23 protein-coding genes and 1 tRNA gene are annotated in these 26,433 nt (G+C 74.0%); 13 read left to right on the forward strand and 11 right to left on the reverse strand.

Annotation, left to right across the window (positions count from 1 at the left end):
* Window positions 1–237 precede the first annotated feature (237 nt).
* The 3 genes from ACFVGS_RS01860 to ACFVGS_RS01870 all read left to right on the forward strand — a co-directional run bounded on the left by ACFVGS_RS01860 (window position 238) and on the right by ACFVGS_RS01870 (window position 5,410).
* Window positions 238–2,904 (forward strand): SpoIIE family protein phosphatase, encoded by a 2,667-nt coding sequence (locus ACFVGS_RS01860; RefSeq protein WP_384421595.1) that lies wholly within the window; start codon window positions 238–240, stop codon window positions 2,902–2,904.
* 121 nt (window positions 2,905–3,025) lie between these two features.
* Window positions 3,026–4,165: an ABC transporter substrate-binding protein gene (locus tag ACFVGS_RS01865; protein ID WP_385689355.1), complete on the forward strand. Its 1,140-nt coding sequence runs from the start codon at window positions 3,026–3,028 to the stop codon at window positions 4,163–4,165.
* Window positions 4,166–4,318: 153 nt separating this feature from the next.
* On the forward strand, window positions 4,319–5,410 hold the full coding sequence (locus ACFVGS_RS01870) for a PP2C family protein-serine/threonine phosphatase (protein WP_384421599.1): 1,092 nt from the start codon (window positions 4,319–4,321) through the stop codon (window positions 5,408–5,410).
* Window positions 5,411–5,451: 41 nt separating this feature from the next.
* On the opposite strand, the gene ACFVGS_RS01875 is transcribed toward ACFVGS_RS01870, so the two are convergent.
* Window positions 5,452–7,848, reverse strand: coding sequence for a SpoIIE family protein phosphatase (locus ACFVGS_RS01875; RefSeq protein ID WP_385689359.1), 2,397 nt, complete (start codon window positions 7,846–7,848; stop codon window positions 5,452–5,454).
* 178 nt (window positions 7,849–8,026) lie between these two features.
* Complete coding sequence (locus tag ACFVGS_RS01880; protein WP_385689362.1) at window positions 8,027–8,884, reverse strand: RNA polymerase sigma factor SigF; 858 nt, start codon at window positions 8,882–8,884, stop codon at window positions 8,027–8,029.
* Window positions 8,885–9,051: 167 nt separating this feature from the next.
* Here ACFVGS_RS01880 and ACFVGS_RS01885 point away from each other — a divergent pair, with 167 nt between their 5' ends.
* The gene (locus ACFVGS_RS01885) at window positions 9,052–9,474 is read left to right on the forward strand and encodes an ATP-binding protein (protein ID WP_384421605.1); all 423 of its coding nucleotides are present in this window, start codon (window positions 9,052–9,054) and stop codon (window positions 9,472–9,474) included.
* A gap of 69 nt (window positions 9,475–9,543) precedes the next feature.
* Here ACFVGS_RS01885 and ACFVGS_RS01890 read toward each other — a convergent pair whose 3' ends face one another.
* On the reverse strand, window positions 9,544–9,969 hold the full coding sequence (locus ACFVGS_RS01890; RefSeq protein ID WP_384421607.1) for an SsgA family sporulation/cell division regulator: 426 nt from the start codon (window positions 9,967–9,969) through the stop codon (window positions 9,544–9,546).
* A gap of 281 nt (window positions 9,970–10,250) precedes the next feature.
* Here ACFVGS_RS01890 and ACFVGS_RS01895 point away from each other — a divergent pair, with 281 nt between their 5' ends.
* On the forward strand, window positions 10,251–10,505 hold the full coding sequence (locus ACFVGS_RS01895) for a WhiB family transcriptional regulator (RefSeq protein ID WP_384421609.1): 255 nt from the start codon (window positions 10,251–10,253) through the stop codon (window positions 10,503–10,505).
* A gap of 76 nt (window positions 10,506–10,581) precedes the next feature.
* On the opposite strand, the gene ACFVGS_RS01900 is transcribed toward ACFVGS_RS01895, so the two are convergent.
* Window positions 10,582–11,067: an ATP-binding protein gene (locus tag ACFVGS_RS01900; protein ID WP_385689365.1), complete on the reverse strand. Its 486-nt coding sequence runs from the start codon at window positions 11,065–11,067 to the stop codon at window positions 10,582–10,584.
* A 746-nt stretch (window positions 11,068–11,813) separates the two neighbouring features.
* On the opposite strand from ACFVGS_RS01900, the gene ACFVGS_RS01905 reads away from it, so the two are divergent.
* A complete protein-coding gene (locus ACFVGS_RS01905) occupies window positions 11,814–12,326 on the forward strand; it encodes a MarR family transcriptional regulator (protein ID WP_385689368.1) in 513 nt (170 codons plus the stop codon).
* 107 nt (window positions 12,327–12,433) lie between these two features.
* Here ACFVGS_RS01905 and ACFVGS_RS01910 read toward each other — a convergent pair whose 3' ends face one another.
* Window positions 12,434–12,802 (reverse strand): STAS domain-containing protein, encoded by a 369-nt coding sequence (locus ACFVGS_RS01910; RefSeq protein WP_384421615.1) that lies wholly within the window; start codon window positions 12,800–12,802, stop codon window positions 12,434–12,436.
* A gap of 397 nt (window positions 12,803–13,199) precedes the next feature.
* Between ACFVGS_RS01910 and ACFVGS_RS01915 the strand changes: the two genes are divergently transcribed.
* Window positions 13,200–13,427: a DUF5133 domain-containing protein gene (locus tag ACFVGS_RS01915; protein ID WP_384421617.1), complete on the forward strand. Its 228-nt coding sequence runs from the start codon at window positions 13,200–13,202 to the stop codon at window positions 13,425–13,427.
* A gap of 80 nt (window positions 13,428–13,507) precedes the next feature.
* Here the strand turns inward: ACFVGS_RS01915 and ACFVGS_RS01920 are convergent, their stop codons facing one another.
* Together ACFVGS_RS01920 and ACFVGS_RS01925 are read right to left on the reverse strand one after the other, a co-directional pair.
* Window positions 13,508–13,669 (reverse strand): DUF5670 family protein, encoded by a 162-nt coding sequence (locus ACFVGS_RS01920; RefSeq protein ID WP_384421619.1) that lies wholly within the window; start codon window positions 13,667–13,669, stop codon window positions 13,508–13,510.
* Between the two features lie 101 nt (window positions 13,670–13,770).
* The gene (locus ACFVGS_RS01925) at window positions 13,771–14,142 is read right to left on the reverse strand and encodes a hypothetical protein (RefSeq protein WP_385689371.1); all 372 of its coding nucleotides are present in this window, start codon (window positions 14,140–14,142) and stop codon (window positions 13,771–13,773) included.
* A 259-nt stretch (window positions 14,143–14,401) separates the two neighbouring features.
* On the opposite strand from ACFVGS_RS01925, the gene ACFVGS_RS01930 reads away from it, so the two are divergent.
* Both ACFVGS_RS01930 and ACFVGS_RS01935 read left to right on the forward strand, forming a co-directional pair.
* The gene (locus tag ACFVGS_RS01930; RefSeq protein ID WP_385689374.1) at window positions 14,402–16,132 is read left to right on the forward strand and encodes a thiamine pyrophosphate-dependent enzyme; all 1,731 of its coding nucleotides are present in this window, start codon (window positions 14,402–14,404) and stop codon (window positions 16,130–16,132) included.
* A gap of 95 nt (window positions 16,133–16,227) precedes the next feature.
* Window positions 16,228–16,401, forward strand: coding sequence for a CsbD family protein (locus ACFVGS_RS01935; protein ID WP_384421624.1), 174 nt, complete (start codon window positions 16,228–16,230; stop codon window positions 16,399–16,401).
* A gap of 148 nt (window positions 16,402–16,549) precedes the next feature.
* Here ACFVGS_RS01935 and ACFVGS_RS01940 read toward each other — a convergent pair whose 3' ends face one another.
* Window positions 16,550–17,125, reverse strand: coding sequence for a DUF6328 family protein (locus tag ACFVGS_RS01940; protein ID WP_385689377.1), 576 nt, complete (start codon window positions 17,123–17,125; stop codon window positions 16,550–16,552).
* A 972-nt stretch (window positions 17,126–18,097) separates the two neighbouring features.
* On the opposite strand from ACFVGS_RS01940, the gene ACFVGS_RS01945 reads away from it, so the two are divergent.
* Window positions 18,098–18,174: transfer RNA gene (locus tag ACFVGS_RS01945), tRNA-Trp, on the forward strand.
* A gap of 108 nt (window positions 18,175–18,282) precedes the next feature.
* Here the strand turns inward: ACFVGS_RS01945 and ACFVGS_RS01950 are convergent.
* Window positions 18,283–18,657 carry a PRC-barrel domain containing protein gene (locus ACFVGS_RS01950; RefSeq protein ID WP_384411404.1) on the reverse strand — a complete coding sequence of 125 codons (375 nt, stop codon included), beginning with the start codon at window positions 18,655–18,657 and terminating at the stop codon, window positions 18,283–18,285.
* Window positions 18,658–19,030: 373 nt separating this feature from the next.
* Between ACFVGS_RS01950 and ACFVGS_RS01955 the strand changes: the two genes are divergently transcribed.
* Window positions 19,031–20,257 (forward strand): PP2C family protein-serine/threonine phosphatase, encoded by a 1,227-nt coding sequence (locus ACFVGS_RS01955; RefSeq protein WP_385689380.1) that lies wholly within the window; start codon window positions 19,031–19,033, stop codon window positions 20,255–20,257.
* 61 nt (window positions 20,258–20,318) lie between these two features.
* Here ACFVGS_RS01955 and ACFVGS_RS01960 read toward each other — a convergent pair whose 3' ends face one another.
* A complete protein-coding gene (locus ACFVGS_RS01960; RefSeq protein WP_385689383.1) occupies window positions 20,319–20,879 on the reverse strand; it encodes a SixA phosphatase family protein in 561 nt (186 codons plus the stop codon).
* A gap of 110 nt (window positions 20,880–20,989) precedes the next feature.
* Window positions 20,990–22,222, reverse strand: coding sequence for a glycosyltransferase (locus tag ACFVGS_RS01965; RefSeq protein ID WP_385689386.1), 1,233 nt, complete (start codon window positions 22,220–22,222; stop codon window positions 20,990–20,992).
* 264 nt (window positions 22,223–22,486) lie between these two features.
* Between ACFVGS_RS01965 and ACFVGS_RS01970 the strand changes: the two genes are divergently transcribed.
* Both ACFVGS_RS01970 and ACFVGS_RS01975 read left to right on the forward strand, forming a co-directional pair.
* Entirely contained in the window at window positions 22,487–23,353 is an 867-nt protein-coding gene (locus ACFVGS_RS01970; RefSeq protein ID WP_385689388.1) for an alpha/beta hydrolase family protein, read from the forward strand.
* A gap of 212 nt (window positions 23,354–23,565) precedes the next feature.
* On the forward strand, window positions 23,566–26,373 hold the full coding sequence (locus ACFVGS_RS01975) for a LuxR C-terminal-related transcriptional regulator (protein WP_385689390.1): 2,808 nt from the start codon (window positions 23,566–23,568) through the stop codon (window positions 26,371–26,373).
* Window positions 26,374–26,433 lie beyond the last annotated feature (60 nt).

Consider the following 26,433-nt stretch of genomic DNA (forward strand, 5'->3'; position numbering starts at 1 on the left):
CCGCGGAGGGGGGGCTCGTCGACCGTCGCTCCCCGCTGCCGACGGCTCATAGAGGTTAGAAAATGGAGTATGAGCGACCTACTTGGACACGTCCGACGTCGCCTGCTCGGCTCGACCACGAGCTCTTCCCCTCCCCCTCGGCATCCCCCCTCAGGAAGCCACCAGGAGCGTCAGGAGCACGCCCGGCCCGCCAAGGGAAGGGCGCGGCGGCCGCAGCGTCTGTCCTCCCTTCTGAGCGTGCGCAGCGTGGCCGGCGAGGTGTTCCTCCTGCAGCTGGCCGTGGTGGTGCTGCTCGTCGCCGCCGCGGTGGTGGCGCTCGTGGTGCAAGCCGGGAGCGCCGGCATGGTGGACGCCCGGCACCGTACGCTCGCCGCCGCCGGAACGTTCGCGGAATCCCCGGGAATCGTCGCGGCCCTGCGCAGCCCCCATCCGAGCGCGGTGCTCCAGCCGAGCGCCGAGGCGGCCCGGAAGATCGCCGGGGTCGACGGCATCAACGTGTACACACTCTCCGGGGTCACCCTCGCCCACAGCGACCCGCGGCAGATCGGGAAGCACGTCGTCGGCCCCTTCTCCGAGGCGGCGGCCGGCAAGTCGTTCACCGAGACGTTCGAAGGGTCCCTGGGGCAGTCCGTGGTCTCGGTGGTCCCCGTCAAGGACTCCGACGGCCGCGTCATCGCCATCGTCTCCTCCCCGGTCACGGTCCAGAACGTCCAGAGCATGGTGAACCGGCAGCTGCCGGTCGTCCTCGGCAGTGGAGCCGCGGTGCTCGCCCTGTCCGCGGGCGGAACCGCTCTGGTGAGCCGTCGGCTGCTGCGCCTGACCCACGGCCTGGGACCGGCCGAGATGACGAGGATGTACGAGCACCACGACGCGGTGCTGCACGCGGTGCGGGAGGGCGTGCTGATCGTCGGCGGCGGCGGACGGCTGCTGCTGGCCAATGACGAGGCGCGGCGGCTGCTGCGTCTGCCCGTGGACGCGGAAGGCCTCCCCGTCACGGACCTGGGTCTGGAGCAGGGGATCGCCGAGCCGATCGCATCGGGCCGTTCCGCGACCGACGAGCTGCACATGGCAGCCGATCGGCTGCTGTCGGTGAACATCCGCCGCACCGCCCCCTACGGGCAGGCCGGGACCGTCGTCACGCTGCGGGACACCACCGAGCTGCGGGCACTCTCCGGCAGAGCCGAGGTGGCCCGCGAGCGGCTGCAGTTGCTCTACGACGCGGGGGTGCGGGTGGGAACGACGCTGAACGTCGAGCGCACCGCGGAGGAGCTGGCGGAGGTGGCGGCCCCACGGTTCGCCGACGTGGTCACGGTCGACCTGCTGGACCCGGTGCTGCGCGGCGAGGAGCCGCCCGAAGCGAGCACCGAGATGCGCCGCACCGCCGCCGTCGGCCTCCAGGGCGACCACCCGCTGTACCCCGTCGGCCGGCTGATCCGGTTCGTTCCCACCAGCCCCATGGCGGCCGGGCTGGCCGCCGGCCGTGCGGTCCTGGAGGCGGACCTGCGCACCACCCACGGCTGGCGGACCCAGGACCCGGCCAACGCCCTGCGGATCCTGGACCGCGGCATCCACTCCTTGATCGCCGTGCCCCTGCGGGCCCGGGGCGTGGTGCTGGGGATGGCGGGCTACTGGCGGGGGCAGGACTCCCCGCCGTTCGACGAGGAGGACGTGTCCTTCGCCGAGGAGCTGACCGCCCGGGCGGCGCTGGCCGTCGACAATGCCCGCCGCTACACCCGCGAGCACACGATGGCCGTCACCCTGCAACGCAGCCTGCTACCCCGGGGCGTACCGGAGCAGTCCGCCGTCGAGGTCGCGCACCGGTATCTGGCCGCCCAGGCCGGTGTGGGCGGTGACTGGTTCGACGTCATCCCGCTGCCCGGCACCCGGGTGGCCCTGGTCGTCGGCGACGTCGTCGGCCACGGTCTCCACGCGGCCGCCACCATGGGCCGCCTGCGCACCGCCGTGTACAACTTCTCCACCCTCGACCTGCCCCCGGACGAACTCCTGAGCCACCTGGACGAGCTGGTCGCCCACATCGACACCGACGAGCAGGAGTGGCAGGGGATCACCGGAGCCACCTGCCTGTGCGCCATCTACGATCCCGTCTCGGGGCAGATGACGGCCGCCACCGCCGGACATCCGGGCCCCGCTCTGGTCCGGCCCGACGGAACCGTGTCCTTCCCCGAGGTGCCGATCTCCCCGCCGCTGGGCCTGGGCGAGGGCCTGCCCATGGAGGCCATGACGGTCACCCTGCCCGAAGGCTCCCGGCTGGCACTCTTCACCGACGGGCTGATCGAGAGCCGCGACCGCGATGCGGACGCGGGCCTGGCAGCGCTGCGCGCCGCTCTGGCCGGACCCGCCCGCACCGCGGAGGACACCTGCACCGCGGTGATCGACGCGATGCTGCCCACCAGGCCCGGCGACGACGTCGCGCTGCTGGTGGCCCGCACCCGCCGACTGGACCCGGCTCGGATCGCCGAGTGGGACGTGCGGCCCGACCCTGCGGCGGTGTCCCCGGTGCGCAACGCCTGCGCCCGCCGACTGGCGGACTGGGGTCTGGAGGAGATCGCCTTCACCACGGAACTCATCCTCAGCGAGCTGCTGACCAACGCCATCCGCTACGGCACCGAGCCCATCCGGGTGAGGCTGCTGTACGACCGCAGCCTGGTCTGCGAGGTCTCCGACGGGTCCAGCACCTCCCCGCACCTGCGCCGGGCCGAGGCCACCGACGAGGGCGGCCGCGGCCTGTTCCTCGTCGCGCAGTTCGCCGAACGCTGGGGCACCCGCTACACCGCCCGCGGCAAGATCATCTGGAGCGAGCAGGCCCTCCACGACGGGGCCGCACCGCCCGCCATGGATCTCGGGGAGGCGCTCCTGGCCGGGTGGGACGACGAGGGGTTCTGAGAACGCGCCGGTACGGCAGCCGCAGGGAAGACAGCGGACACACCGTCTGGGACTGCGCCGCCGAGGCCGCCGAACGTACGCTGGCCTCGATCAGTACGCGACCGCCCGTTACGGAGCCTTCGTGCCCACACCTCGTCTCCCGACAGCCTTCGTCGCCGCCTGCCTGGTCCTCGCGGCGCCCCTCGGCGCCTGCGGAGACAAACCCGCCACCGCGCCCAGGGCACCCGCGGTGGCCACCTCCGCCGCGGACGCCGGCGGCATGGCGGCACTGACCGCAGCGGCGAAGAAAGAGGGCTCGCTCCACACGATCGCGCTCCCGAGCGACTGGGCCAACTACGGCGCACTGATCGACGGCTTCCAGAAGAAGTACGGGATCAGGGTCACGGTGGAGAACCCTGAAGGCACCAGCCAGGACGAGATCAACGCCCTGAAGGAGCACCGGGGCGGCCGCGCCCCCGACGTGATCGACGTGGGGGGCTCGTTCGCGCAGTCCGCGGCACGTCAGGGCCTGCTCGCTCCGTACAAGGTCGCCGCCTACGACGAGATCCCCAGGGAACAGAAGGACGACCGGGCCCGCTGGTACAACAACTACGGCGGTTACATCTCGATCGGCTGTGACGCCAAGCGCGTCACGACCTGCCCCGCGACCTTCGCCGACCTACGCAGGCCCGAGTACAAAGGCAAGGTCGCGCTCAACGGCGACCCCACCAGATCCGGCTCCGCCTTCGCCGGGGTCTACGCGGCGGCCCTGGCGAACGGGGGTTCCTTCGACGACGTCCAGCCCGGCATCGACTTCTTCGCCGAGCTCAGCAAGAACGGCAACTTCATCCCGGTCGAATCCACCCCGGCCACGATCGCGAAGGGCCAGACCCCCATCAGCATCGACTGGGACTTCCTCAACCTCGGATACGCCGACGCGTTCCGGAAGAACGGCACGGACGTCGACTGGCGCACCGCCATCCCCTTCGACGGCAGCTTCGCCCAGTACTACGCGAACGGGGTGAACAAAGACGCTCCGCACCCCGCGGCGGCACGTCTGTGGCAGGAGTACGTCTTCAGCCCGGAAGGTCAGAACCTCCGGCTCGGCGCCTATGCACGCCCCGTCCTCATGGACGCCATGGAGAAGGACGGCACCCTCGACAAGGCCGCCGCCGAGAAACTGCCGACGGTCGAGGGCACGCCGACGTTTCCCACGGAGGCGCAGAGGGAGAAGGCAAGAAGGACCGTCAACCGCGGCTGGGCCGAGGCCGTCTCGAGCTGAGGGCCGCCAAGGGCGCTCCTGACCAGGCGTGCACCCGCCGGTCCTGGCCTCACACCGGTGGCCGCGGCACTCGCGACGACATGGAGCATGCGCAGCGGGCGCAGCCCGCTCGTCGCGTCGCTGGGCAGGCTCCTCGCGGATACTCTGGGATTCATGATCGAGTCCGGACGGCCGGGCCTCCGTCGAAGCCACGGCTACGGCAGGCTCGTACGGCTGTCGCCGGTGATCCTGACCGTCGTGATCGCCAGCCTGGCGTACGCCACGCCGCCGGAGATGGCCTTCAGCCGTCTCCTGCCCGCGGCGCCGGCCCTGGCCGCCGCCATGTGGCCGGTCCTCCCGACCGTCCTCCTCGGGACCGTCTGCCTCCTCCTGATGATCGGCCTCAGCCTCGTCTTCCCCGATCTCGGGACGTGGTGGACGGGCGGCGGGATCGTCGCGGTCACCGTGGCCGCCGCGTACGGCAGCCATGTCCGGCTGCAACGGGAGCGCACGCTGTTCCAGGTACGGCTCGTCGCCGACGCTGCCCAGCAGGTGGTGCTGCGGCCCCTGCCGCACCGTTTCCGCAACGTCGAGATCGAGTCGCTGTACCTCGCCGCCGCCGCGGAGGCCCGCATCGGCGGGGACTTCTACGAGGTGGTCGACACCCCGTACGGGGTGCGGCTGCTCATCGGCGACGTACGGGGCAAGGGCCTGCCGGCGGTGGGGGCCGCCGCGGCGATCGTCAACGCCTTCCGGGAGGCGGCACACGGCGAGGCGTCCATGACGGACATCGCCCGCAGGCTCGACGCCAGCTGTGCCCGGCACAACGCCGCCCATCCGCCCGAGGCACCGATGGAACGCTTCGCCACCGCGCTGCTCGTCGAGGTCCCGCACCGGGGCAGCCGCATCACCATCGTCAACTGCGGACACCCCCCGCCCCTCATCCACAGCGTGGAAGGCGTACGCGCCCTCGAGCCGTCCGTCCCGTCGCCCCTGCTCAGCCTCGCGGAACTGATCGGCGACCAGTACCGCGGGGACACCTTCGACTTCGCTCCCGGGGAACTCCTGCTCCTCTACACGGACGGGATCGCCGAGACCCGCGCCCGGGACGGCGAGTTCTTCCCCTTGACGGCGTGGATGCGCCGACAGCCCCCCACACCTCCCCGTGATCTACTCACGGCCCTGCACCACGAGCTCCTCCGCCACAGCAGGGGGAGCCTCGACGACGACATCGCCGCCCTGGCCGTACGCCTGCACGCACCCTGACCTCCACGGCGGGCGGCCGACGACGGGTGGCCTGGCGGCCGTCACGGCACGGGCAAGGCCTGTTCCGCCCAGATCGTCTTGCCTGCGGGCATGTAACGCGTACCCCAGTGGTCGGTGAGCTGGGCGACCATGAACAGTCCGCGTCCGCCCTCCTCGTCGTTGCCGGCGTAACGGGCGTGCGGTGAGGTGTGCTGCGAGTCGGAGACCTCACAGATGAGAGTGCGGTCCCGGATGAGGCGCAGACCGATCGGGCCGGAGGCGTGGCGGATCGCGTTGGTGACCAGCTCGCTGACCACCAGTTCCGTGGTGAAGGCCAGATCGTCCAGTCCCCACCGCCCGAGCTGTTCCGCGGCCATCGCACGTGCGCGCGCGACGAGCGCGGGGTCCGGGGGCAGCTCCCAGGCCGCCACCTGGTGTGCGTCCAGCGCACGGGTGCGTACGACGAGCAGCGTCGCGTCGTCCCGCACGTGGTCGGGCACCAGCTGCGCGACGATCTGGGCGCACAACAGCTCCGCCGACGATCCTGGTCGCTCCCCGAGCACGGCCGCCAGGCGGTCCGATCCCTCTGCGATGCCCTGCCCCCGGGCCTCCACGAGGCCGTCGGTGAACAGCACGACCAGGCTTCCCGCGGCGAGCTCCACCTCCGTGCTCTCGTACGGAAGCCGTCCCACGCCCAGAGGAGGCCCGGGCGGCAGGCGGAGGAAGCCGACGGCGCCGTGCGGCTGCAGCACGGCCGGCGCCAGGTGTCCCGCCGCCGCCCAGGTGCTCGTCCGGGAAGCCGGATCGTAGATTCCGTACAGGCACGTCGCTCCGACGGCGCCGCTGTCGTCCGGTCCCCGCGCGTTCTGGTCGGTCGCGTCCTTGCCGACCTGATCGTTCAGCCGGGCGAGGAGTTCGTCGGGCGCGAGGTCCAGTTCCGCCAGGGTGCGCACCATGGCGCGCAAGCGCCCCATGGTGGCGGCGGCCCCCAGCCCGTGGCCGACGACGTCCCCCACGACGAGTCCGACCCGCGCGCCGGACAGCGGAATGACGTCGTACCAGTCGCCGCCGGCGCCGAGGTGGCTGTCGGCGGGCAGGTAGCGGCTCGCCGCCTCGACGGCGCTCAGCTCGGGCAGCGACCGGGGCAGCAGACTGCGCTGGAGCGTGAACGCGGCGGTGTGCTCCCGGCGGTACCGCCGGGCGTTGTCGATGCACACGGCGGCCCGCGACGCCAGCTCCTTCGCCACCGCCCGATCGCCGTCGTCGAAGGGTTCCGATTCGCCGCCCCGCACGAAGGTGACGAGGCCCCAGGGCGTCCCTCTCACGATCAGCGGGACGTACAGCCGTGTCGGCGCGACCTCGGCCTCCACGGTCGCACGGCGCCCGGCCAGACTCTCGGCCTGCGGCGTTCCGGCGGCGTACGAGACCCGCTCGCCCACCCGGGAGGGGTCTCCGTCGGAATCGGCCACGCGTACCAGGTCCCACGCCGCGGCGGGCCTCGGTTCCTCCCCCGCGAGCACCTCCGCCGCCACGTCGACCAGCACGGTGTCCGCGTACCGCGGCACGGCGGTCTCGGCGAGCTCCGCCGCCGTTCCGAACGGGTCGAGCGACGCACCGATCCGGGCACCGGCCTCCGCGAGGAGGGCGAGGCGCTGCTGCGCGCGGTAGTGGTCGGTGACGTCGATGGACTGTTCGCACACCCCCACCGGCTCTCCCCTGCCGTCAAGGAGACGGAAGTAGGACGAGGACCAGACGCGCTCACGGCGGGGGTCGGCCGGGGCCCGGCCTCGAAAATGCACGTCGATGACCGGTTCACCGGTGTCGAGGATCTGCTGGACGAAGTCCTCGGGCGGCTCCGGATGCTGGGTGGTGAGGACATCGCCGGGAAAGAGTTCGGTCATGGAGCGGCCCAGTGACGCCGTGAGGTCGCCGCCGAGCTCCCGGACACTGGACGCGTTGGCCCACAGGAGGCGCGCGCCCGGTCCGTAGATGGTCAGTGTCACCGGCGACTGGGTCACGAGCCCCTGCAGCATCGCCTGCCGGGTCTCCCACCAGCGCAGCTGCTCCAGCTCGGCCGCCACGAGGACGGCGGACGGGGACCGGCCGGCGGGGTCCCCGTCGGCGCCGGAGGTCAGGGGGCGCAGGGTCACCGCCACACGTACGGTGTGTCCGCTGCGATGGCGCACGTCGACGACGGCACTGCCTGTCCCGTCGAGCCGCGGCCGCTGGCCCGGCCCCCGCTCGTCCGGTCCGTGGCGATCGCTGTGCGGGGTGACGAGCAGGTCGGCCGCCCGGCGCCCCAGGACCTCGGCGGCGGGATACCCCAGGAGGGCTTCGGCCTCGCGGCTCCACCCGACGAGCACTCCGTCCGCGGCGAGCAGGGCGAAGGCGGCCGGGGGCGGACCGAGCGGCCCGCCTTCGTCCGCCCCGGCGGGAGGAGTGAAAGGCAGCCCTTCCATGGACCCATCATCCTTCCGCGCGGTCGCGACCGCAGGCTCCGCGCCGTGTTCACGGCTTCCCGGCCGGCCGGCCCGGCACCGCGGCCTTCGAGCCGGCCCGGCACGGCGGCCTTCGAGCCCGACCGGTGGCCGGGCTCCTGCGGGAGGCGGGGCACCGCGCCCGGGCGGGCCGGCCGGGTCAGTCGGCGGCGGTGCCCAGCAGGCCCTCGCGCAGGCGCTTCACGGTGCGCGCGAGCAGCCGCGAGACGTGCATCTGCGAGCAGCCCAGCCGTTCACCGATCTGGGCCTGGGTCAGTTCCTCGACGAACCGCAGGTGGATGATCCGGCGGTCGCGCTCGTCGAGGTCGGCGATGAGCGGGGCCAGCGAGTGGAAGTCCTCCACCAGCGCCATGGCGGGGTCCTCGGTGCCGATGAAGTCGGCCAGCGAGGCGTCGCCGTCCTCGTCCTCGCCGCTGAGGGCGGCGTCCAGCGACGAGGAGTTGTAGCCGTTGGAGGCCAGCCGCGCCTCGGTGACCTCCTCCTCGGTGAGGCTCATCAGGTCGGCCAGCTCCTTGACCGTCGGCATCCGGCCGAGGCGGGTGCTGAGTTCCTCGGTCGCCTTGGCCAGCTCCACCCGCGCCTCCTGGAGCCGGCGGGGTACGTGCACCGCCCAGGAGGTGTCCCGGAAGAACCGCTTGATCTCGCCGACGATGTAGGGGACGGCGAAGGTGGTGAACTCGACCTCACGCGACAGCTCGAACCGGTCGATCGCCTTGATCAGGCCGATCATGCCGACCTGGACGATGTCCTCCATCTCGTCGGCGCGGTGGCGGAACCGCCCGGCGGCGTAGCGGACCAGGCTCATGTTCATCTCGATGAGGGTGTTGCGCGCGTACTGGTACTCGTGCGTCCCTTCCTCCAGCGTCGCGAGCTCCTGGAAGAAGACCTTCGACAGGGCCCTCGCGTCCTTGGGCGCGACCGCCAACGTGTCAGGGATCTGCGGCAGCGTCCCCGCTCCGGACTCGATTCCCGTGGTCGACATCGTGGTGACCGTCACACCTTTCCCCTTTCACGTGTGTTCCTCGTCGGGACGCGTGGCCCTGAGGCTTCTCGCGTACCCGGACTTCTTACTTCCACACCCGGCAACTCCTGGGTGTTTCCGGTCGGTTCCTTCCTCCGGGTCGAGGGCACACGGAACTCGAACCGGTCGTCCGAAGGAGAGTCATGACACGGGATCCCTCGATGAGGGCCGTCGGCTGGGCGCGGTCGCTGCCGTTGGGCAGCAGCGTGAAGACGGCCCGGGACTGGACGCGGGAGCACCTGGCGGCGCTCGGCTGGGACCGTACCGCTCCCGGCGTGGCGGACTCCGTCGTGCTGACGGTCTCCGAACTCGTCACCAACGCCCATGTGCACGCCCACAGCGACGCGCAGCTGATCCTCACCTGGGACGAGGAGTGCCTGCACGTCACCGTGCACGACGCCTCGCCGCTGGTTCCCGAGCAGCGCAGCCCGGACGACGGCGCGCTGGGCGGGCGCGGACTGCTCCTGGTCGACGCGCTCGCCGACGACGTGCGGACCCGGCCCTGTCCGCGGGGCAAGGACGTCACGGCCTGTTTCCGCCCGGCCGCCCCCGGCCTTCCCGGCTGAGGCAGCCGCGCCACGGGCCCCGTGAGGGGACGGGTGTCGTCCCCGTACGGCGGTCCGGCGCACCGCACGTCACAGCCTCAGGGACGCGAGCAGCGGTCCCCAGTCGATGTGGCGTTCCTCCGTGCCCTGCGGCACCAGGACGAAGGTGTCGCGCACGAAGCGGCCGAGTGCCTCCCGCTCGCATCTGACGACGGCGCGCTGTCCCGTCGGCCCGAGCCGCAGGAGGAGTCCCCCGTCGGGGTCGGGACGGAGACGGATCTCGCCGTCGCCGGTGGGCCGGAGGGATCCGGTGAGGATCATCTCGCGGTCGACGCGCCACACCACCGGGTCCTCGCCGAGGAGGTGGAAGGCGATGGTCAGGGCGTGGGGGTCGCGGGAGTCGTAGCCGACGACGGTGTCGATCCGGAACGTCATGTCCGGGGTGAGCAGGGCCATGGCCATGGGCCGGGTGAGGACGCGCGGTGCGGGAAGCGGCGCGACGGGGTGCTGGGGCATGGGGGTCCTCCGGCTGAGGGGCTGTCAGCGAGCGGGTGCGGTCTTCGCCTGACCCGTCCCGTCCCTGTTACACCTCGTGCCCTCGTGGCGGATGCGCCGATTCCGTCGCGATTCGGTGAAGGTCGTGAAAGGCCGTCAGGAGCCCGCGGGAACGGGGTCCTCCGCCGCGCGGCCCGGGGTGTCGCCTTCGGTCCAGGCGGTCCCGCCCGGGTTTCACGGACGGACGAACGGTCAGGCGAACGGGGAGACCAATCCCCTCATTCTTGTGCCAGGAGGCTCACATGGACGGCTGGCGTGCGGCCGCGGCCTGCCAGGAGGTCGACCCCGATCTGTTCTTCCCGGTGGGGACCGGCTCTCCCGCCCTCGCGCAGGCGGAGGAGGCCAAGAAGGTGTGCCGGCGCTGCCCGGTGCGCGAGCCGTGCCTGCGTGCGGCCCTGGCGCAGCCGCACCCGCCGTCGGGCGTGTGGGGCGGCCTGACCGAGGCCGAGCGGCATGCGCTGGAACGTCGGGTCCGCCGGGCGGACGACCGCCGGTGACCGGCCGTCGGATCGCGGCCTCCGGCGTCCCCCGGGGGCCGTGGGGCGCCCGGCGGGCCGGTGAGGTGCCGGTGCGTCAGCGCGACGGCCGGTCCGGCGGCTTCGCCGTGCCGGCGTACTGCGGCAGGAGGGAGAGACGGGCGCGGACCCGCTTCCCCTCCGGGGCGGGCTCCACCGTCAGGCTCTCGCAGACGGCGACGACGATCTCGACGCCGTGCTGACCGACGCGGCGGGGGTCGTGTCCGCGGGGCACGGGGGCGGCCGCCTCCTGGTCGAAGACCGAGATGTCCAGGGCGTCGCGGCCCAGTTCGAGGAGGAGCCGGCAGGGGCCGGCCGTGTGCCGGATCGCGTTGGTGACCAGTTCGCTGACCACCAGCTGCGCGAGCTCGACGCGCTCCTCGCGGACCGGTGCGGGCAGCACGCTCGGGGCGGCCGCGAGGAACTCGGCCGTGAAGGCGCGGGCGGAGGCGATCGCCCCGCGGCGGGAGGCGTCGTCGTAGACGGCGCCCGCGGACAGCAGGGGCTCCGGGACCGCGCGCTCCGCGGTGATCGCGTCCGTCATGGCGCTGGTACTCCCCTCGTCCCGGGTCGGCGGCTGGGCTCCTCGTACCCGCCTTTCCCCTGTTCATGGTTCCCACACCGCGCGCAACGCGGGTCACACCCGCCGACAGCGCGTCACGGGGACGCCGGTGCGGTCGGGGTGGGGCCCCTGTGCCGTCCCTCGCCCGGCGGCCCGGCCTCGTGGCCGCGCCGGTCGAGACAGCGTACGAGGACGGCGTCCGGCGCGCCACGGGGTGTCCCGCGCAGCGCCCGTACGACGGCCCGGGGGACGTCCGAGCCCTTCAGGCGGTGCGTGTCCGAGGGTCTCGGCGACCCGGGCGAGGCTCGCGGTGGTCTCCGGGGTGGACCGGTCCGCGGGCAGGACGCCGAACGGTCGCCGCGGACGTGACGGGCAGGCAAACGGTCGCCGTGAGCCCGACATCACGGAAAAGATATGGTTGCCGGGTGCGGAAGACGCGGCCGGCGGGGCCCGCGTCCGCGGGCGCGTGCGGCACCCCGGCAGGTGTCTGGACGGGCTCCACGGGGCGCAGGGTCGTGAATCCGTGGTCGCCAAGGGCCACTCCGACGGAGCAGGGCGGGACAGGCCGCGGCGTCTGGTGCACGGGGTCTCCCCCAGGCCGGCCAGGGCCGAGGGGAAGCATCGCAAGGCGCCAGGAGCGCCGCGACAGCGGAGCTGGATGTGGAGATGACCGGACCGTCGCAAGGCCGCTGTCCCCGGCCCGGGACGTCCGAGGAGGGTCGGCAGGCATGAACGGCAACCCCGCCCCGCCGCCACGGGAACCGCAGCGGACGGCAGAGTCCGCCCGGGAGCTCGTCGAGCTGCTGGAGGTGCTGTGGGAGCGCGGCCGGAACATGGTGTCGTCGACACCCGTCTCGGCGAGTCAGCTGCGCGTGCTGTACAGCCTGGACCGCGAGGAGGGCATCAGCCTGCGCACCCTGGGCGAGGTGCTCGGCTCCGCACCGCCCTCGGTGAGCCGCATGTGCGACCGGCTGGAGGCGCTGGGCTTCGTGCAGCGGCTGCCCAGCCCGGTGAGCCGGCGCCAGCTGGAGCTGCACCTGACCGTGCGCGGCAAGGCGTACCTGCGGGACCTCAGGGCGCAGCACGAGGAGGCCCTGCTGGCGGTCATCGCGGGCATGTCGCCGGCGAACCGCAAGGCGCTGCTGCGGGGGCTCACCGGGTTCCACGAGGCCGTGGGAGGGAGCGGAGCGGCCGCCTCGTCACCCGCCCGCACGCTGCTGAAGGACGTCAGTTCGGCCTGATCCCCGCGCGAACACCGTGATCCGACAGGCGGAGTTCCACCCGCAGCACCCCGCAGTGCTCCCTCAGGGCGTCCTCGACGACCCCCACGAGCCGGTGCGGAGCCCCGCTATCTCGCGCCGCCGGCCGCGGCCAGCGCGTCCGCCACGCCGTCGTGCGGCGGGATCGTCGTCGTCACGCCGGTGATCTCCAGGATGCGGCGCACGGCCGGGGTCGGCGCGGCGAGATACAGGTCGCCGCCCGTCTCCCGCGCCTTGATGACCGCTCTGATCAGGACGTTCAGCCCCGAGGAGTCCATGAAGTCGAGGGCGGACAGGTCCAGCACGAGACGGCGCCGCCCCTGGCCGAGCTGTTCCGTCAGGAGTTCCTCCAGCCGGCCGGCCGTCTCCATGTCCAGCTCGCCCGCCACGATCAGCACCGCCGTGCGGTCGTCGCGGATCTCGACGTCGACATCCAGATTCGGTTCTCGCTCGAGCATGTTCCCTGCTTTCCATGGGGGGTCGGGCCGGTCTCGGGGCGGAAGGACGGGGTCGGGACACCTGGACACCGGCCACGCACGTGTCGTCGTCCGTGTCCGACTCGCCGCGCGCCGGCAGCCGGTCCAGCCGGCGTTCGAGGCTGTCGGACGGCTGAACCCGGAGAGCGGTCGTCCGGCGCATGGCGCGGGTCGCACCCGGCTCCGGCGGCCGCGATCGTTGCCGTACGGCAATCATGACGACACTACCCCTCCGTGATCGACAAGAGGAGGGCGGTGCCGGTCATCCGGCCGGAACCCGTCCTCTCCGGTCCTGGACGGAGGGCGTACGACACCCCCGGCGGGGTACACGGGCGTCGAGCCGGGCGGTCCCCCGCCCCGACGACGAGGGGAGCAGTACGTGCTGATGGCCCACCCCGTGGTCCTGCGCGATCTCATCGAGCAGTACACGACGCTCAAGGTGCTCCAGGCCGAGAACGGCGGCGAGGAAGTACGGCGGCGTATGGACGACCTCGCGTACACGCTGTGCGTCGCCACCGGTACGCGTGACGTGGACGCGGCGCTGATCGCGGCCCGCCATCGCCTGCCGGGCGCGCGCCCCGAGGACGACTCGGTGCTGAGCGGCTGAGCACACGACCGAGCCCGGCACTCTCCGACGGAGGTGCCGGGCTCGGTCACGCCACGGGCGGGCGGGCGCCGGGGGGCCGCCTACCAGCGGTACCAGCGGCCCGTGCCGCCCTTCGGCCGGGCCACGAAGCCCAGCAGCCACAGGACGAGCACGATGACGGCGATCCACCAGAGCGCCTTGACGGCGAAGCCGGCGCCGAAGAGGAGCAGGACGAGAAGCAGGACGAGAAGCAGGGGGAGCATGCGGATCTACCTCCGTGAGGACGGTGACGAAAGGCAGAGGGACGGCCGGAGGGCGTACACACGCGTACCGGCCTCCCACGAGGGCGGGAAGCGCCGCCCGCTCAGCCGCGGCGCCCGAAGAGCAGGGCCACCGGCCCCAGCTCGCGCCGCGCGGCCCGGCGTCCGGCGCGGTGCCCCCAGCCGTACGCGAGGGCGAGCGCGGCCGCCGTACCGGCCGCGGCACCGGCCGTCACGGTCGGGTGCGCACGCGCGGCGGCCCACAGCCCGCGCCCGGCGCCGCGGGCCGCGTACGCGGCCGCGCGGTCCTTCTCGGCGAACGGCGCGGGCAGGACGCGCGGCTCCCGGAGAGCGGCGGGCTCGTATCCCTCGTCCACGTCGGGGTCGTCCGCCCGCATCGGGCCGGGCTGGTCCGGGACGACGTAGGGGCCGGTCCAGGGGAACTGATTCCTTCCGGTGTTCTCCGAAGCACTCATGGGCATCGTCTCGCCGGACTCCCGCAGGCTAAACCCGGGGGAGCCGAGCCCGCGGGTCTCGCCGCGCCCGTTCCGCTCGCGTGCGCTCGACCGCGCTCGACCGCGCCCGTCCGGGACGGGGGCGGACCGGGTCCGGCACCGGTCTGCTGCTGTCGCCCGCATCGGTTCCGGGCACCTGGGCAGGCGACGGGAAGGCGGCTCGTCCGGACCGGTTCACCCTCCGGTGAACCGGTCGGCGTCCACAGTGAAGGGAGACCCCATGACTCGTACCGTCGCACAGGTGATCGTCGACGGGCTCGCGGACCTCGGTGTCGGCCGCGTCTTCGGCGTGGTCGGCGACGCGCTCAATCCGCTCACCGACGCCATCCGCACCACCGAGGGCATCGGCTGGACCGGCTTCCGCCACGAGGAGGCGGCCGCCTTCGCCGCCGGAGCGCACGCCCAGCTCTCCGGAGAACTGGCCGTCTGCATGGGCACGGTGGGACCGGGCTCGGTGCACCTGCTGAACGGACTGTACGACGCGGCCAAGAGCGGGGCGCCGGTCCTGGCGATCTGCGGCCAGGTGCCGCTGTCGGAGATGGGCGGGGACTACTTCCAGGAAGTCGACAACGACCTCCTGTTCCGGGACGTGGCCGTGTACCGGGCCACCGTGACCTCACCGTCCCAGATGCCCCGGCTGCTGGAGTCCGCGGTGCGGGCGGCCGTGACCGGGCGGGGCGTTGCGGTGCTGACCGTCCCCGGCGACCTCGGCGACCGGGAGGTCGAGGAGGACCGGCCGACGCGGTTCGCGCTGCCGCGCCCTGCCGTCACGCGTCCCGACGACCCGGCGCTCGCCGAGGCCGCCGAGGCGATCGCCCGGGGCTCGCGCGTCACCCTCCTCGTCGGGCGCGGCGCCCGGGAGGCACGCGAGGAGGTGCTGCGCGCCGCCGACCTGCTGTCGGCACCGATGGTGCTGACCCTGAAGGGCAAGGAGGGCTTCGAGGACGACAACCCGTACGAGGTCGGCCAGACCGGCCTCATCGGCAATCCGGCCGCCGCCCACGCCATGGACTCCTGCGACACGCTGATCATGCTCGGGACGGACTTCCCCTACCGGGACTGGTATCCGGAGGACTGCCGGGTCGTGCAGATCGACGCCCGTGAGGAGCACCTCGGGCGCCGCGTTCCCGTGGACATCGGGCTCGCCGGGGATGTGGGCGCGACGCTGCGGGCCCTGCTGCCGCTGCTGGCGCCCGTCCCGTCGCGCTCCCACCTCGACGAGGCCCGCGAGCGGTACGCGGACTGGCGGAAGGGCCAGGCCGGCCTCGCCGATCCCGCCCACGACAGGCGTCTCCTTGGCCGGGTGCGGGCCGTGTTCGACAACCGGGAGGCGGACATCCGTCCCGAGGCCCTCGCGGCGGCCGTCGACCGCCACGCCGCCGACGACGCGATCTTCACCTCGGACACCGGAATGGCCACCGTCTGGCTCTCGCGGCTGGTGCGGATGCGCGGCACCCGCCGACTGATCGGCTCGTACAACCTCGGCTCCATGGCCAACGCCATGCCCCAGGCCATCGGGGCGCAGCTGTGGGCGCCGGACCGGCAGGTCGTGGCCTTCTGCGGCGACGGCGGCCTCGGCATGCTGCTCGGCGACCTGATGACCATCCGCTCCGAACGGCTGCCGGTGAAGCTCGTCGTCTTCGACAACCGCCGCCTGGGCATGGTCAAGCTGGAGCAGGAGCAGGCCGGGCTCCCCGAGTTCGGGACGGTACTGGACAACCCCGACTTCGCCGCGGTGGCCGAGGCGCTCGGGCTGACCGGCATCCGTGTCACCGCGCCGGGCGAGCTGGACGAGGCCGTGCGCAAGGCGCTCGCCCTCCCCGGCCCGGTCCTCCTCGACGTGCTGACCAACCCGGCGGAGGTGGCCGTGCCGGGGAAGCCGACGGTGTCGCAAGGATGGGGTTTCGCCATCGCCAAGATCAAGGAGAACCTTCCCTCCGGTGCGCGCTGAGCGGTGCCGCGCCGGATTTCCATGGGTTTGTTCCCTCCGATTCCGGTGAGGCGTTCTGTTGTCAGATGTGTCGCACGGAGAAGGAGCGATCCCTCGTGTCCGGTGAGCAGAAGATGAAGGGCAAGGCCGAGCAGGCCAAGGGCAAGGTCAAGGAGGCCGTCGGCCGGATGACCGACGACGAGCGTCTCGAGGCGGAAGGCCGGGCCGAGCAGGCCAAGGGCGACGCGCGCGGCGCGAAGGAGAAGGCGAAGGACGTCTTCAAGCACTGACCCGGCGGACGGGGGCACCTCGTCCGGCACGGAGATGGGGCGGCCCGCCGGTCGGCGGGCCGCCCCTCCGCGTCGTCCTCCCCCGCCGGCGGCGGTCCCGGGCCGGTACGCGCATCGGGCCGTGGGGCCTTCCCGGGTGGTGCTCCGGTCAGCTTCTGTCGGCGTAGTGGGTGCGGACCCACAGCGGCAGGGCGAACCAGCAGATCAGGTACCAGGCGAGGACACCGGAGACCAGCCAGGGCACGTACGGGTCGTGCGTCGCCACCCGCAGGATGAGGAAGAGGGCGGCGGTCAGCGTCGCGAGCAGCAGCAGGATGCCGGTGAAGGTGAGCCGGGAGGCCCAGACGACGGCCTGGGGCTTGACCCGCCGCCCCGCCACGATCCGGTGGAAGGAGACGGGGCCGATCAGCGCACCCGTCGCCAGCGACCCGAGGACGACCGTCACCACGTAGACCGTCTTGTCGGTCTGTTCCAGGGCGCGGAAGGGCGGGGTGAACACCACGGTGAGGAGGAAGCCGAGGAGGATCTGGACGCCGGTCTGGGCGACCCGGATCTCCTGGAGGAGCTCCTGCCAGCGCCGGTCCGCGCGCTCCTCCTCCGTCTCGCCGCGCCCGTCCTGCCCACCGGTGACGGCACCGGTGCCGCGGTCCGGCTCCCGTGCCTTTCCGCCGCGGCGCGCCTCCCTCGGCTCGTCCTCCGGCGTACCGCCGTTCCGTTCGTTCATGAAGGTCCTCCTCTGCAGCACGGGGCAGGAGCGGACTCGTGCCACCCGGGTCCGGTGGCGCTCCGCCCATGACCGGTTCTCGGGGGCGCGGACGTACGGCGCCTCGGAGCGGGGCCGGCACGACGGAAGCCCCCGCCGAGCGTGGGAGCTTCCGTCCGGCGCGGCACGGTGCGGAGTCAGGCCCGCGCCGTACCGGCCGTTCGCGGGGGCGCGTGATGCCGCCACCGTCCGCGACGGGCGTTCCCGCCGTCGCCGGGGGCCGCCCGCGGTCACCGGCGGCGCGACCGTCGGCCGGTCCGTCCGGTCTCTCCCGCCCCTCCTGCCCGCCCCTCCTGCCCGTCCCGTCGGCGCGGCGCGTCGGGGGGTCACGGCGGGAGCGTCCGTGCGGCTCTCCCCGCTCCGGCCCGAGGCACTGGGGTCCTCGGACGGGACGGCGACCTCCGGCGGCCGCGACGGCGGCGTCACCGGGGAGCGGGTCGGGCGGCGGGCGGGCGGACCGGTGCGGCGCACGGCTCCACGCGGACGAGGGCTCGCGCCGGGTTCGACATGAGCGCCTCCTGGGCGGGGTTCCGTCGACCGACTGGCCGTCACCCTGCTTCCGGTGCCTGTCTGTTCGGCTTGCCGCTCTTCCCGGAGTCAAACCCCGGGGCTCCGGGGAGACCGCTGCGGTCCGGCCCTCCAGGGCACGTGACCCGGGGCACGAACTCGGGGCGGCAGCTCGGGGCGGCATGCGAGCGGCCCGCACCTCCACGAGGTGCGGGCCGCTCACGGGTGCCGACGACCCACGGCAGGGGGGAACCGTGGATCGTCCGGCGTGAGCGTGTCCCATCGCTCGACACCCGCCTGCCCCGCCGACCGGGATCCATGCCAGCCGGTCCGGCGGATGCCGGCGCGGGCGGTGATGGTCCGTTCCTGGCCGCGATATCCGGTGGCGCCGCCTCCCGTCGGCATGGCACGCTTCCCTCACACCGAAGGGGTGTAGCTCAGCTGGCCAGAGCGCCGGTCTCCAAAACCGGATGCCGCAGGTTCGACTCCTGTCACCCCTGCCAAAGACACGCCGGCGCCGGATCGTCGGACCGATCCGCGCCGGCCGCCTGTCCGGAGGCACCTTCGTCCGGGTGCCGAGCTCGTGCGCACCGGAGTGGACCGGCGGCCCGTCACAGGCCGCCCGCGCCACCCCGGAAGGGCCAGGCCATGCGGTAGTACTGGCCGATCTCCTCGCGGTACTGGCGGTCCGCGAGGTGCTTGTCGGAGACGAACTCGGGCGAGTCCTTCACCTGTTCCTTCGACAGGGCGAGGTGGAGGGTCTGCTCCTCCAGGTCGACGCGGGTCACCGCCCGCGCCGGGATGAGCACCTCCTTGCCGAAGATCCACACGCCCGTGTCGACGACCAGATAGGAGTCGTCCACCTCGTCGGAGTGCTTGTCCACCTTGCCGATGTGCCCGTCGGAGGCCTCGACGCGCCACCCGGTGAGGTCGGTACCCGCCAGGTGGCCGGACTCGGTGCTGAAGGACCACAGATGGTCGGTCATCGCTGTCACTCCTCTGTCGCTGTGTTCCCGCAGGGCGCGGCGCCGGACGTGCGGGCCGCCTCAGAGCCCGTCACGACGGTCGTCTTCGGTGACCGTGGCCGGTGACGAACAGTCACGGACGGATCCGTCGCCGGCCGCTCCTTCCAGCGGGTCGGACAGCGTCCGCGTACCCGGGTCTCCGGGGATCACTCCGCCGTCGCCGAAGACGTTCGGACCGTGGCCCTCCCCCTCCCGACGCGCCGCGGCGGGAGTCCGTCGGCAAGCGGGTGACCGCTCGCATCGCCCTGGACGGCGGGACGGCCCGCGAGCGCGCACCGGCGCATGATGGGAGGGTCACCGGGTCCGCCGGTGACCGGCGGCGAAGGGCGGTGCTGTGGACGGCGACACCCTGGGCACGGTCCTGGCGGACATGCTGGCCGCGTCCCACCGGCTCGCGCCCCGCGCGATCCCCCTGCTCGTGGCGGACGCCGGGCGGCGGCTGGGGCTGACCGGTGCCCGGGTCTACGTGGCCGACCTGCAGCAGCAGGGTCTGGTGGCCCTCCCGGACCCCGAGGAGGCATCCCGGCTCACGGCCGACGACCGGACCGTGGACCCGGAGACGCTGCCCGTCGACAACTCGCTCGCGGGACACGCGTACCGCACCGAGTCCGTGCGGCTGAGCCGGCCGGACTCCGGCGGCGGGGAGCGTACGGGATGGTTCCCGGTCGTGGACGGCATCGGCCGGGTGGGAGTCCTGCGGGTCACCGCGCCGGAGATCGACGCGTCACTCCTGCACCGGTGCGAGGCCCTCGCCGGCCTGGTCGCCATGATCCTGGCCACCAAGCAGCCGTTCAGCGACGTCCTGACCCGGACCGTGCGCACCCGGTCGATGAGCCTGCAGGCGGAGCTGCTGTGGGCCTTCATGCCGCCCCGGACCATCGGCACGGCGGCGGTGACCTCCAGCGCCGTCCTGGAGCCCGCGTACGACATCGGCGGGGACGCGTACGACCACAGCCTGGCGGGAGACCTCCTGCATCTGACGCTGCTGGACGCCATGGGTCACGACCTCGCGTCCGGCGGCTGCAGCGCCGCGGCGCTGGCCGCCTGCCGCTCCACCCGGCGCGCCGGCGGCGGCCTCGACGACATCGCGGCGGAGATCGACCGCACCCTGGAGCGCTGGATCCCGGACCGGTTGCTGACCTGCGTGATCGGCGACCTCGACACCACCACCGGGCGACTGGAGTGGATCAACTGCGGCCACCCCGCCCCGCTGCTGATCCGCGACCGGCGCATCGTGACCGGTGCGCTCGACAGACCGCCCCACCCGCCGCTCGGCCTGACCGGCTACGACGTCGGTCCGCCACCCGTCCACACGGCCCAGCTGCAGCCCGGCGACCGGCTGCTGCTCTTCACCGACGGCGTCACCGACGCCCGCTCCGCCACCGGAGAGCTGTTCGGCGAGCGGCGCCTGGCCGACATCGTCGTCCGTGCCCTCACCGAGGGCCTGCCCGCGCCCGAGGCGCTGCGGCGCCTGATCCAGCACATCCTCGTGCACCAGGACCAGCGCCTCAGCGACGACGCCACCACCCTCCTCGCCGAATGGCACCCCGGGCGCCGGTGAACCCGCCGGCGCCCGCGTACCCGTCAGCCGTCGGGCCGTCGCCGAACGGCCGGCCCCGGGATCAGTCGGCCGGCGACCGGCGGGCGATCACCCTTCCACTGCCGGGGGACAGCCGCTCCCAGCCGCCGGGCACCTCGATCACCACCACTCCCGAGGTCGGGAAGCCCGCCCTCACCCGCTCCAGCAGGTCCGGGGGGCCGCTCCCGCACAGGCCGGCGGCAAGCTCGTGGATCCCCGGGTTGTGACCGACGAGGACCACGGCACGAAGGCCCCGGCCCCGTTCCGTCAGTACGGAGACCAGCTTGCTCGGCGGCGTGTTGTAGAGGCGCTCGTCGTAGACGACGGTCGGCGGGTCGTCCAGCTCGGAGGCGGCGAGCCGCCAGGTCTGGCGGGTCCTGCGCGACGGGGAGCAGAGCACGAAGTCGGGCCTGGGGCCGCAGTCCGCGAGCCAGCGACCGGTCCGGGGCGCGTCCTTCCTGCCGCGCTTGCTCAGCTCGCGGTCGAAGTCGTCGACCGGCCGGTCCTTGGGCACCGCCTTCGCATGGCGCACCAGCAGCAGCCGGAACCCGTCCGCGCCGTCGCCGCCCGGTGACGCCCACCGGGATCCGGGCTCCAGGGACATGGCGTCTCCCTCCGCGCGCGTACGGCTCCGGGTGGTTCCGCATGCGGCTACCCCGTCGCGCCGGCCGCACGCACGGCGCGGCGGCCCCGCGCCCCGCCGGCGGCCCCCGGTCAGCCGGACAGCCGGGCGAGCGCGGCCAGCACCGGTGCGACGCCGTCCTCCGCGGCGAGGCCGTCGGCGAGCGCGCGGGCGCGGGCGGCGTACGAGCCGTCCCGCGTCACCCGTCGCAGGGCGCCGGCCAGGGACCCGGCGGTCAGGCGGCGCAGCGGCACCGCCCCGGGCGAGGTGCCGAGCGCGGTCAGCCGGGACGCCCAGAACGCCGCGTCGAACTGGACCGGCACCGGGACGGAGGGCACTCCGGCCCGCAGGACGGCGCCGGTCGTGCCCGCTCCCGCGTGGTGGACGACCGCGGCCGTCCGGGGGAACAGCAGGGAATGCGGCACCTCGCCGACGGTCAGGACGTCGTCCCCCTGGGCGTCGAGGCCCGCCCAGCCGCTCTGCACGATCCCGCGCACCTTCGCCGCGCGCAGGGCGGTGACGATCGCGCGGCTCACCCGCTCGGGATCGGGCACGGTCGCGCTGCCCAGACCGACGAAGACCGGCGGAGGCCCGGCGGCGAGAAAGTCCTCCAGTTCTCCGGGCAGCCGTCCGCCGGGCGTCTCATGCGGCCACCAGTACCCCGACACCTCCAGCCCGGCGGGCCAGTCCCGGGGCCGGGGGACCACGAGCTCGCTGTAGCCGTGGAGCACCGGCCGCACCCGTCGGCCCCCGGAGCGGCCCGCCGCCACGAGCCCGTACCGCCGCGGCAGGGACCGCACGGCGTCGGAGAACATCAGCTCCACCGACGTCATGACGGCCCGTCCGCTCAGCCGGTTCCCCACCGCGCCCAGGGAGCGGGTCCCCAGGACGGGAGCGGGAAACTCCCCGGTCGGATGCAGCGGCTGGAGGTGCAGTCCCAGGGCGGGCACCGACAGGCCGTCGGCGAGGGCGTACCCGAGCGGCCCCAGCGCCCCGCCGACGAGGAGCACCTCGCCCTCGCGCGCCGCTTCCACGAGCGCCGCCGTCATCTCGGCGACCGCGCGGCGGGCCATCGACACGAGGCGTACGAGCTTGCCGGCGCCGGACCTCGCGTCGTGCAGCCGCCGGCCCCGCGCGGAGTGCAGCTCGGCGCGCGGGTCCACCGGCAGCGGACGGAACCGCACCCCGGACCCCGCCACCAGCGGCTCGAACACCCCGTGCGTGGCCAGGGTCACCTCGTGCCCGGCCCGTACGAGACCGGCGCCCAGACCCGTGTACGGCGCGACGTCGCCGCGCGACCCCGCCGTCATCATCACGATGCGCACGCCGCCAGTGTGCCCCGACGGGGACGCGACCACGCGGAGGACTGTCCTCACCGTCCGCCGGAATCCGGCGCGGCCGCGTCGATGACCACACCTCGGCAGCGAGGGCGCACGGCGGGACCGGGTGGCCGGTCATTTCGCCGATGTCTTCCTCCCGCGTCGCCCCGACAGTGACGGGGCCGGTCCGTACCGGTGCGCCGGCCGGCTCGCGGTCGGCTCGCGCAGCCCACGCCATGACGGCACACGACTCGAGAGGACGACTCCGTCGTGAAACGACGCATCGCTGCCGCCGCAGCCCTGTCATCCCTGGCCTTCCTGGCGGCGCCCGCCACCGCCGCCACCGCCGCGGACAATCCCTATCAGCGCGGCCCCGCGCCCACCGTGGCCTCCATCGAAGCGGTCCGCGGTCCGTACGCGGTCTCCCAGACCAGCGTCTCCTCCCTCGCCGCCGTCGGGTTCGGCGGCGGCACCATCTACTACCCCACCTCGACGAGCGACGGCACGTTCGGCGCCGTGGTGATCTCCCCCGGCTTCACCGCGTACGAGTCCTCGATCGCGTGGCTCGGACCGCGGCTCGCCTCGCAGGGCTTCGTCGTCTTCACGATCGACACGCTCACCACGCTGGACCAGCCGGACAGCCGGGGCCGCCAGCTCCTCGCGGCACTCGACCACCTGACCCAGCGCAGCTCGGTCCGAAGCCGCGTCGACGCCTCGCGGCTGGGTGTCATGGGCCACTCGATGGGCGGCGGGGGCACTCTGGAGGCCGCGAAGAGCCGGCCCTCGCTCAAGGCCGCCATCCCGCTCACCGGCTGGAACACCGACAAGACCTGGCCCGAGATCAGCACCCCGACCCTGGTCGTGGGCGCCGACGGCGACACCGTCGCCCCGGTCGCCACCCACTCGGAGCCGTTCTACGAGAGCCTGCCGGCGTCACTGGACAAGGCGTACCTGGAGCTCAACGGGGCCACGCACTTCACCCCCAACAGCTCCGACACGACGATCGCGAAGTACAGCATCTCCTGGTTGAAGCGGTTCATCGACGACGACACCCGTTACGACCAGTTCCTCTGCCCCCTGCCCCGGCCGAGCCTGACGATCGAGGAGTACCGGGGCACCTGCCCCCTCGGCTCCTGACGAGCCCGAGGTCCTCGCCGCGGGTGCGGCGGGGACCTCGGGACCGGCCGTCCGCCGCGTTCGGCTTCCGAGGGCCCGCGAAGCCGCTCTGCCGGGGCGCCGCCCCCGGACGGCTCAGGTTGTCCGTGTGCACAGCGGGCGGGCCCGAGGTGTGGGCCCCGGCCCAACGCCTCCCTCTTTCCTCACTCCTTACCGGCCAGTACCGTGACGGCGTGAGGGGAGCGTCGAGGGTCGCCGCAGCTCCGCGGCTGTACGACCGTGCGTCCGAACTCGCCGCCGTGGCGGAGCTGTCGGCGCGGGCCGCCGAGGGGAAGGGCGCGGTCCTGCTGCTCACCGGAGGCCCGGGCACCGGTCGTACCGCACTGCTGGACCAGGCCGTACGGCATTCCCGGATCCGGGCCCACCGGGTGGCCGCGCCCGGCGGCAACCGCGTCCCCTGGAGCGGGGTGCGCGCCCTCGTGTCCGCCCTCGCGCCGACGCCCTCGGCCGCGCGCCGTGCCCTGCGGGCGGCCCGTGGCCCGGGCGGCGTGCCCGGCGCCCTCGCGGCCCTGTGTCCCGGCACGCCGCTGCTGCTCTGCCTGGACGACCACCACCTCTGGGACGCCCATTCCCGCACCGCGCTCGACGCGGCCTGGCGTGCGAACACCGGACCGTGGGCGTGGGTCGTCTCGTTCGCCGCCTACCACCGGCCCCCCGATGTGCCGGGTGCCCGGCTGCTGTCCCTCGGGCGGCTGAGCCGCGAGGGCGCGCGGAACCTGCTCGACGACGTGTGCCGGGTGCCCCTGTCGGCGTCCTTCCGCACGCGGCTGCTCGACGAGGCCGCGGGCCATCCCGGTGTCCTGACGGTGACGGCCGCCCGTGCCTGCGCCGATCCGGAGGACGCGGACGGATCCTCGGGTCCGGTCACCGACGACGCCTCGCTGGCCGAGGTGTACCGAGGGCTCCTCGACTCCCTGCCGGCGGAGTGCGGGCGGGTGCTGGCCCTGGTGGCCGTCGCCGGGGAGCCGCATCCCGGCACCGGGCGGTCCGACCGTGGGGCCGGGGGGCCCGACACCCTGCGCCCGGTCGGCGCGGACGCGGTCCTGGCGGCGGCCCGCGCCGTGCGCGCGTCGCCCGAGGCGCTCGACCGGCTGGTCGCCGACGGGCTCCTGCGCGGGACCCGGGAGGCACTCCGGTTCGACGACCCCTTCCTGCGGCGCGCGGTCCTGGGTACGGTGCCGCCGTCTCGGCGGCGAGAGCTGTACGCCCTCTTCTCCCCGCCCGAAGCCGCGAAGGGGCGGGGTGCGGCGGCGCGTACTGCGCACGCCGCCGGGCCCGGTGCCGGGACGTCCCCCGCGCCGCGCCGCTCTCCCGTGGCGTCGGCGGAATCCGCGTCGGCCGGCCTTCCCGGAGCGTCGGCGGAGTCCGCGCCGGCCGACGTTCCCGGGACTCCGGCAGCGGCCGGTCCGGCCCGCGACGCCGGCCACCGGTCCGTTCGGTTCCGGGCGCCGGCAGGCGTGGGCGCGCCGGCCGGCGAGGCGCGGGCGGCGGAGGACGTACGGGGACTGCCCGGTGTGGTGCGGGGAAGGGCCGAACTCGCGCGCGGGCTTGCCGCGTTGGGCGACGGGCCGGTCGGAGACGCCCATCAGGTGCTGCTCCTCGCCGCCTCGTTGCTGCGCGAGGGAGCACCGGAGGAGGCGTCGGACGCGCGCTTCCACGCCATGGAGGCGGCGTGGGCGGCCGGGGACCCGGAGGCCTGCGCGATCGCGCTCGGCGGTGCCGGCTTCGGCGGTGAACGCCCCGGATCCCTCTCCGGCGTGGACGCGGTGGAACGGGACTTCCGCGACGGAATGTGCGCCGCGCTCGCGGTGCGGCTGGCGGAGGCGCGTGCGCCGCTGGCCCGGGTCGTGGCCCGCGACGGCGCGTCCGACGAGCCGCGTCGCCTCTTGCGCGCGGGCGCCGCCGCCCTGGTCCTGGGCGACGCGCCCGCCGCCGTACGCGTCCATGCCCGTGCCCTTGCCACGATGCGCGGCACCACCGGAGCCGCGCTGCTGCCCCGGGTCCTGGAGCACCTGGCCTACGCCGAGTTGCGGGCCGGACAGCACGAGCGTGCCGCCGCGCACGCGAGGGAGGGACTCCGTACGGCGGAGTGCACCGGGCAGCGCAACGCGGCCGCCCACCAGCACGCGGTCCTCGCCCTGGCGGCCTCCGTCCGGGGCGACGCCGCGGCCGTCATGGAGCACGCGGGCCGGGCGCTCGGGACCGCCCGGGCGCACGGCCTCGTCCAGGCGACGACGCTCGCCGAGTGGGCGGTCGCCCGCGCCGAACTGGCGGGCGGGCTCGCGGCGCAGGCCGCGGCGCGTCTCGCTCCCCTCGTCGGGAGGGGGCCGCGCGGCGGTCACTTCGCCCTGCGGATGCTCGTCGTTCCCTGCTTCGTCGAGGCCGCCTGCGCGGCGGGCCGGGAGGCCGAGGCCGGCAGGGCGGCCGAGGAGTTCGCGGTCTGGGCCGCGCTCGGCCTCGACCCCCAGGCGCCCGGCCAGCTGGCCCGCTGCCGGGCTCTGCTGGCGGGAGGGGGCGACTCGGCGGACTGGTACCGGGAGGCGATGCGGCAGCACGAGGAGAGCGGCAGCGACTTCGAACGGGCCCGGACGCTCCTCGCGTACGGGAAGTGGCTGCGCCGCCGGAGGCGTCTGGTCGAGGCCCGGGGCCCGCTCAGCGACGCGCTGGTCACCTTCGAGCGCGCGGCGGCCGGGGTGTGGGCCGACCAGGCGCGGGCCGAACTGCGCGCGACCGGAGGTCCGGTGGGCAGGAGGGCCGCCCCCGGTGCGGTGGGCGAGCTGACCCCTCAGCAGCAGCGCATCGCCGGGCTGGTGGCGGCGGGGGCGACGAACCACGAGATCGCCGACCGGCTGTCGCTGAGCCCGCGCACGGTCGACCACCACCTGCGGAACGTCTTCGCCCGGCTGGGAGTCCGTTCCCGCGTCGAACTCTCGGGGCTCCTGTCCCGCGGCTCGGGCGACGGCCGCCGCTTGGACCGGTGACCTGGCGGGGTCCTGGGAGCCTCTGTTCGCGCGGGTGCGGCCGGCAGGCTCTTCGGTCCC

This window comes from Streptomyces sp. NPDC127114, from assembly GCF_042677525.1.
GTDB lineage: Bacteria > Actinomycetota > Actinomycetes > Streptomycetales > Streptomycetaceae > Streptomyces.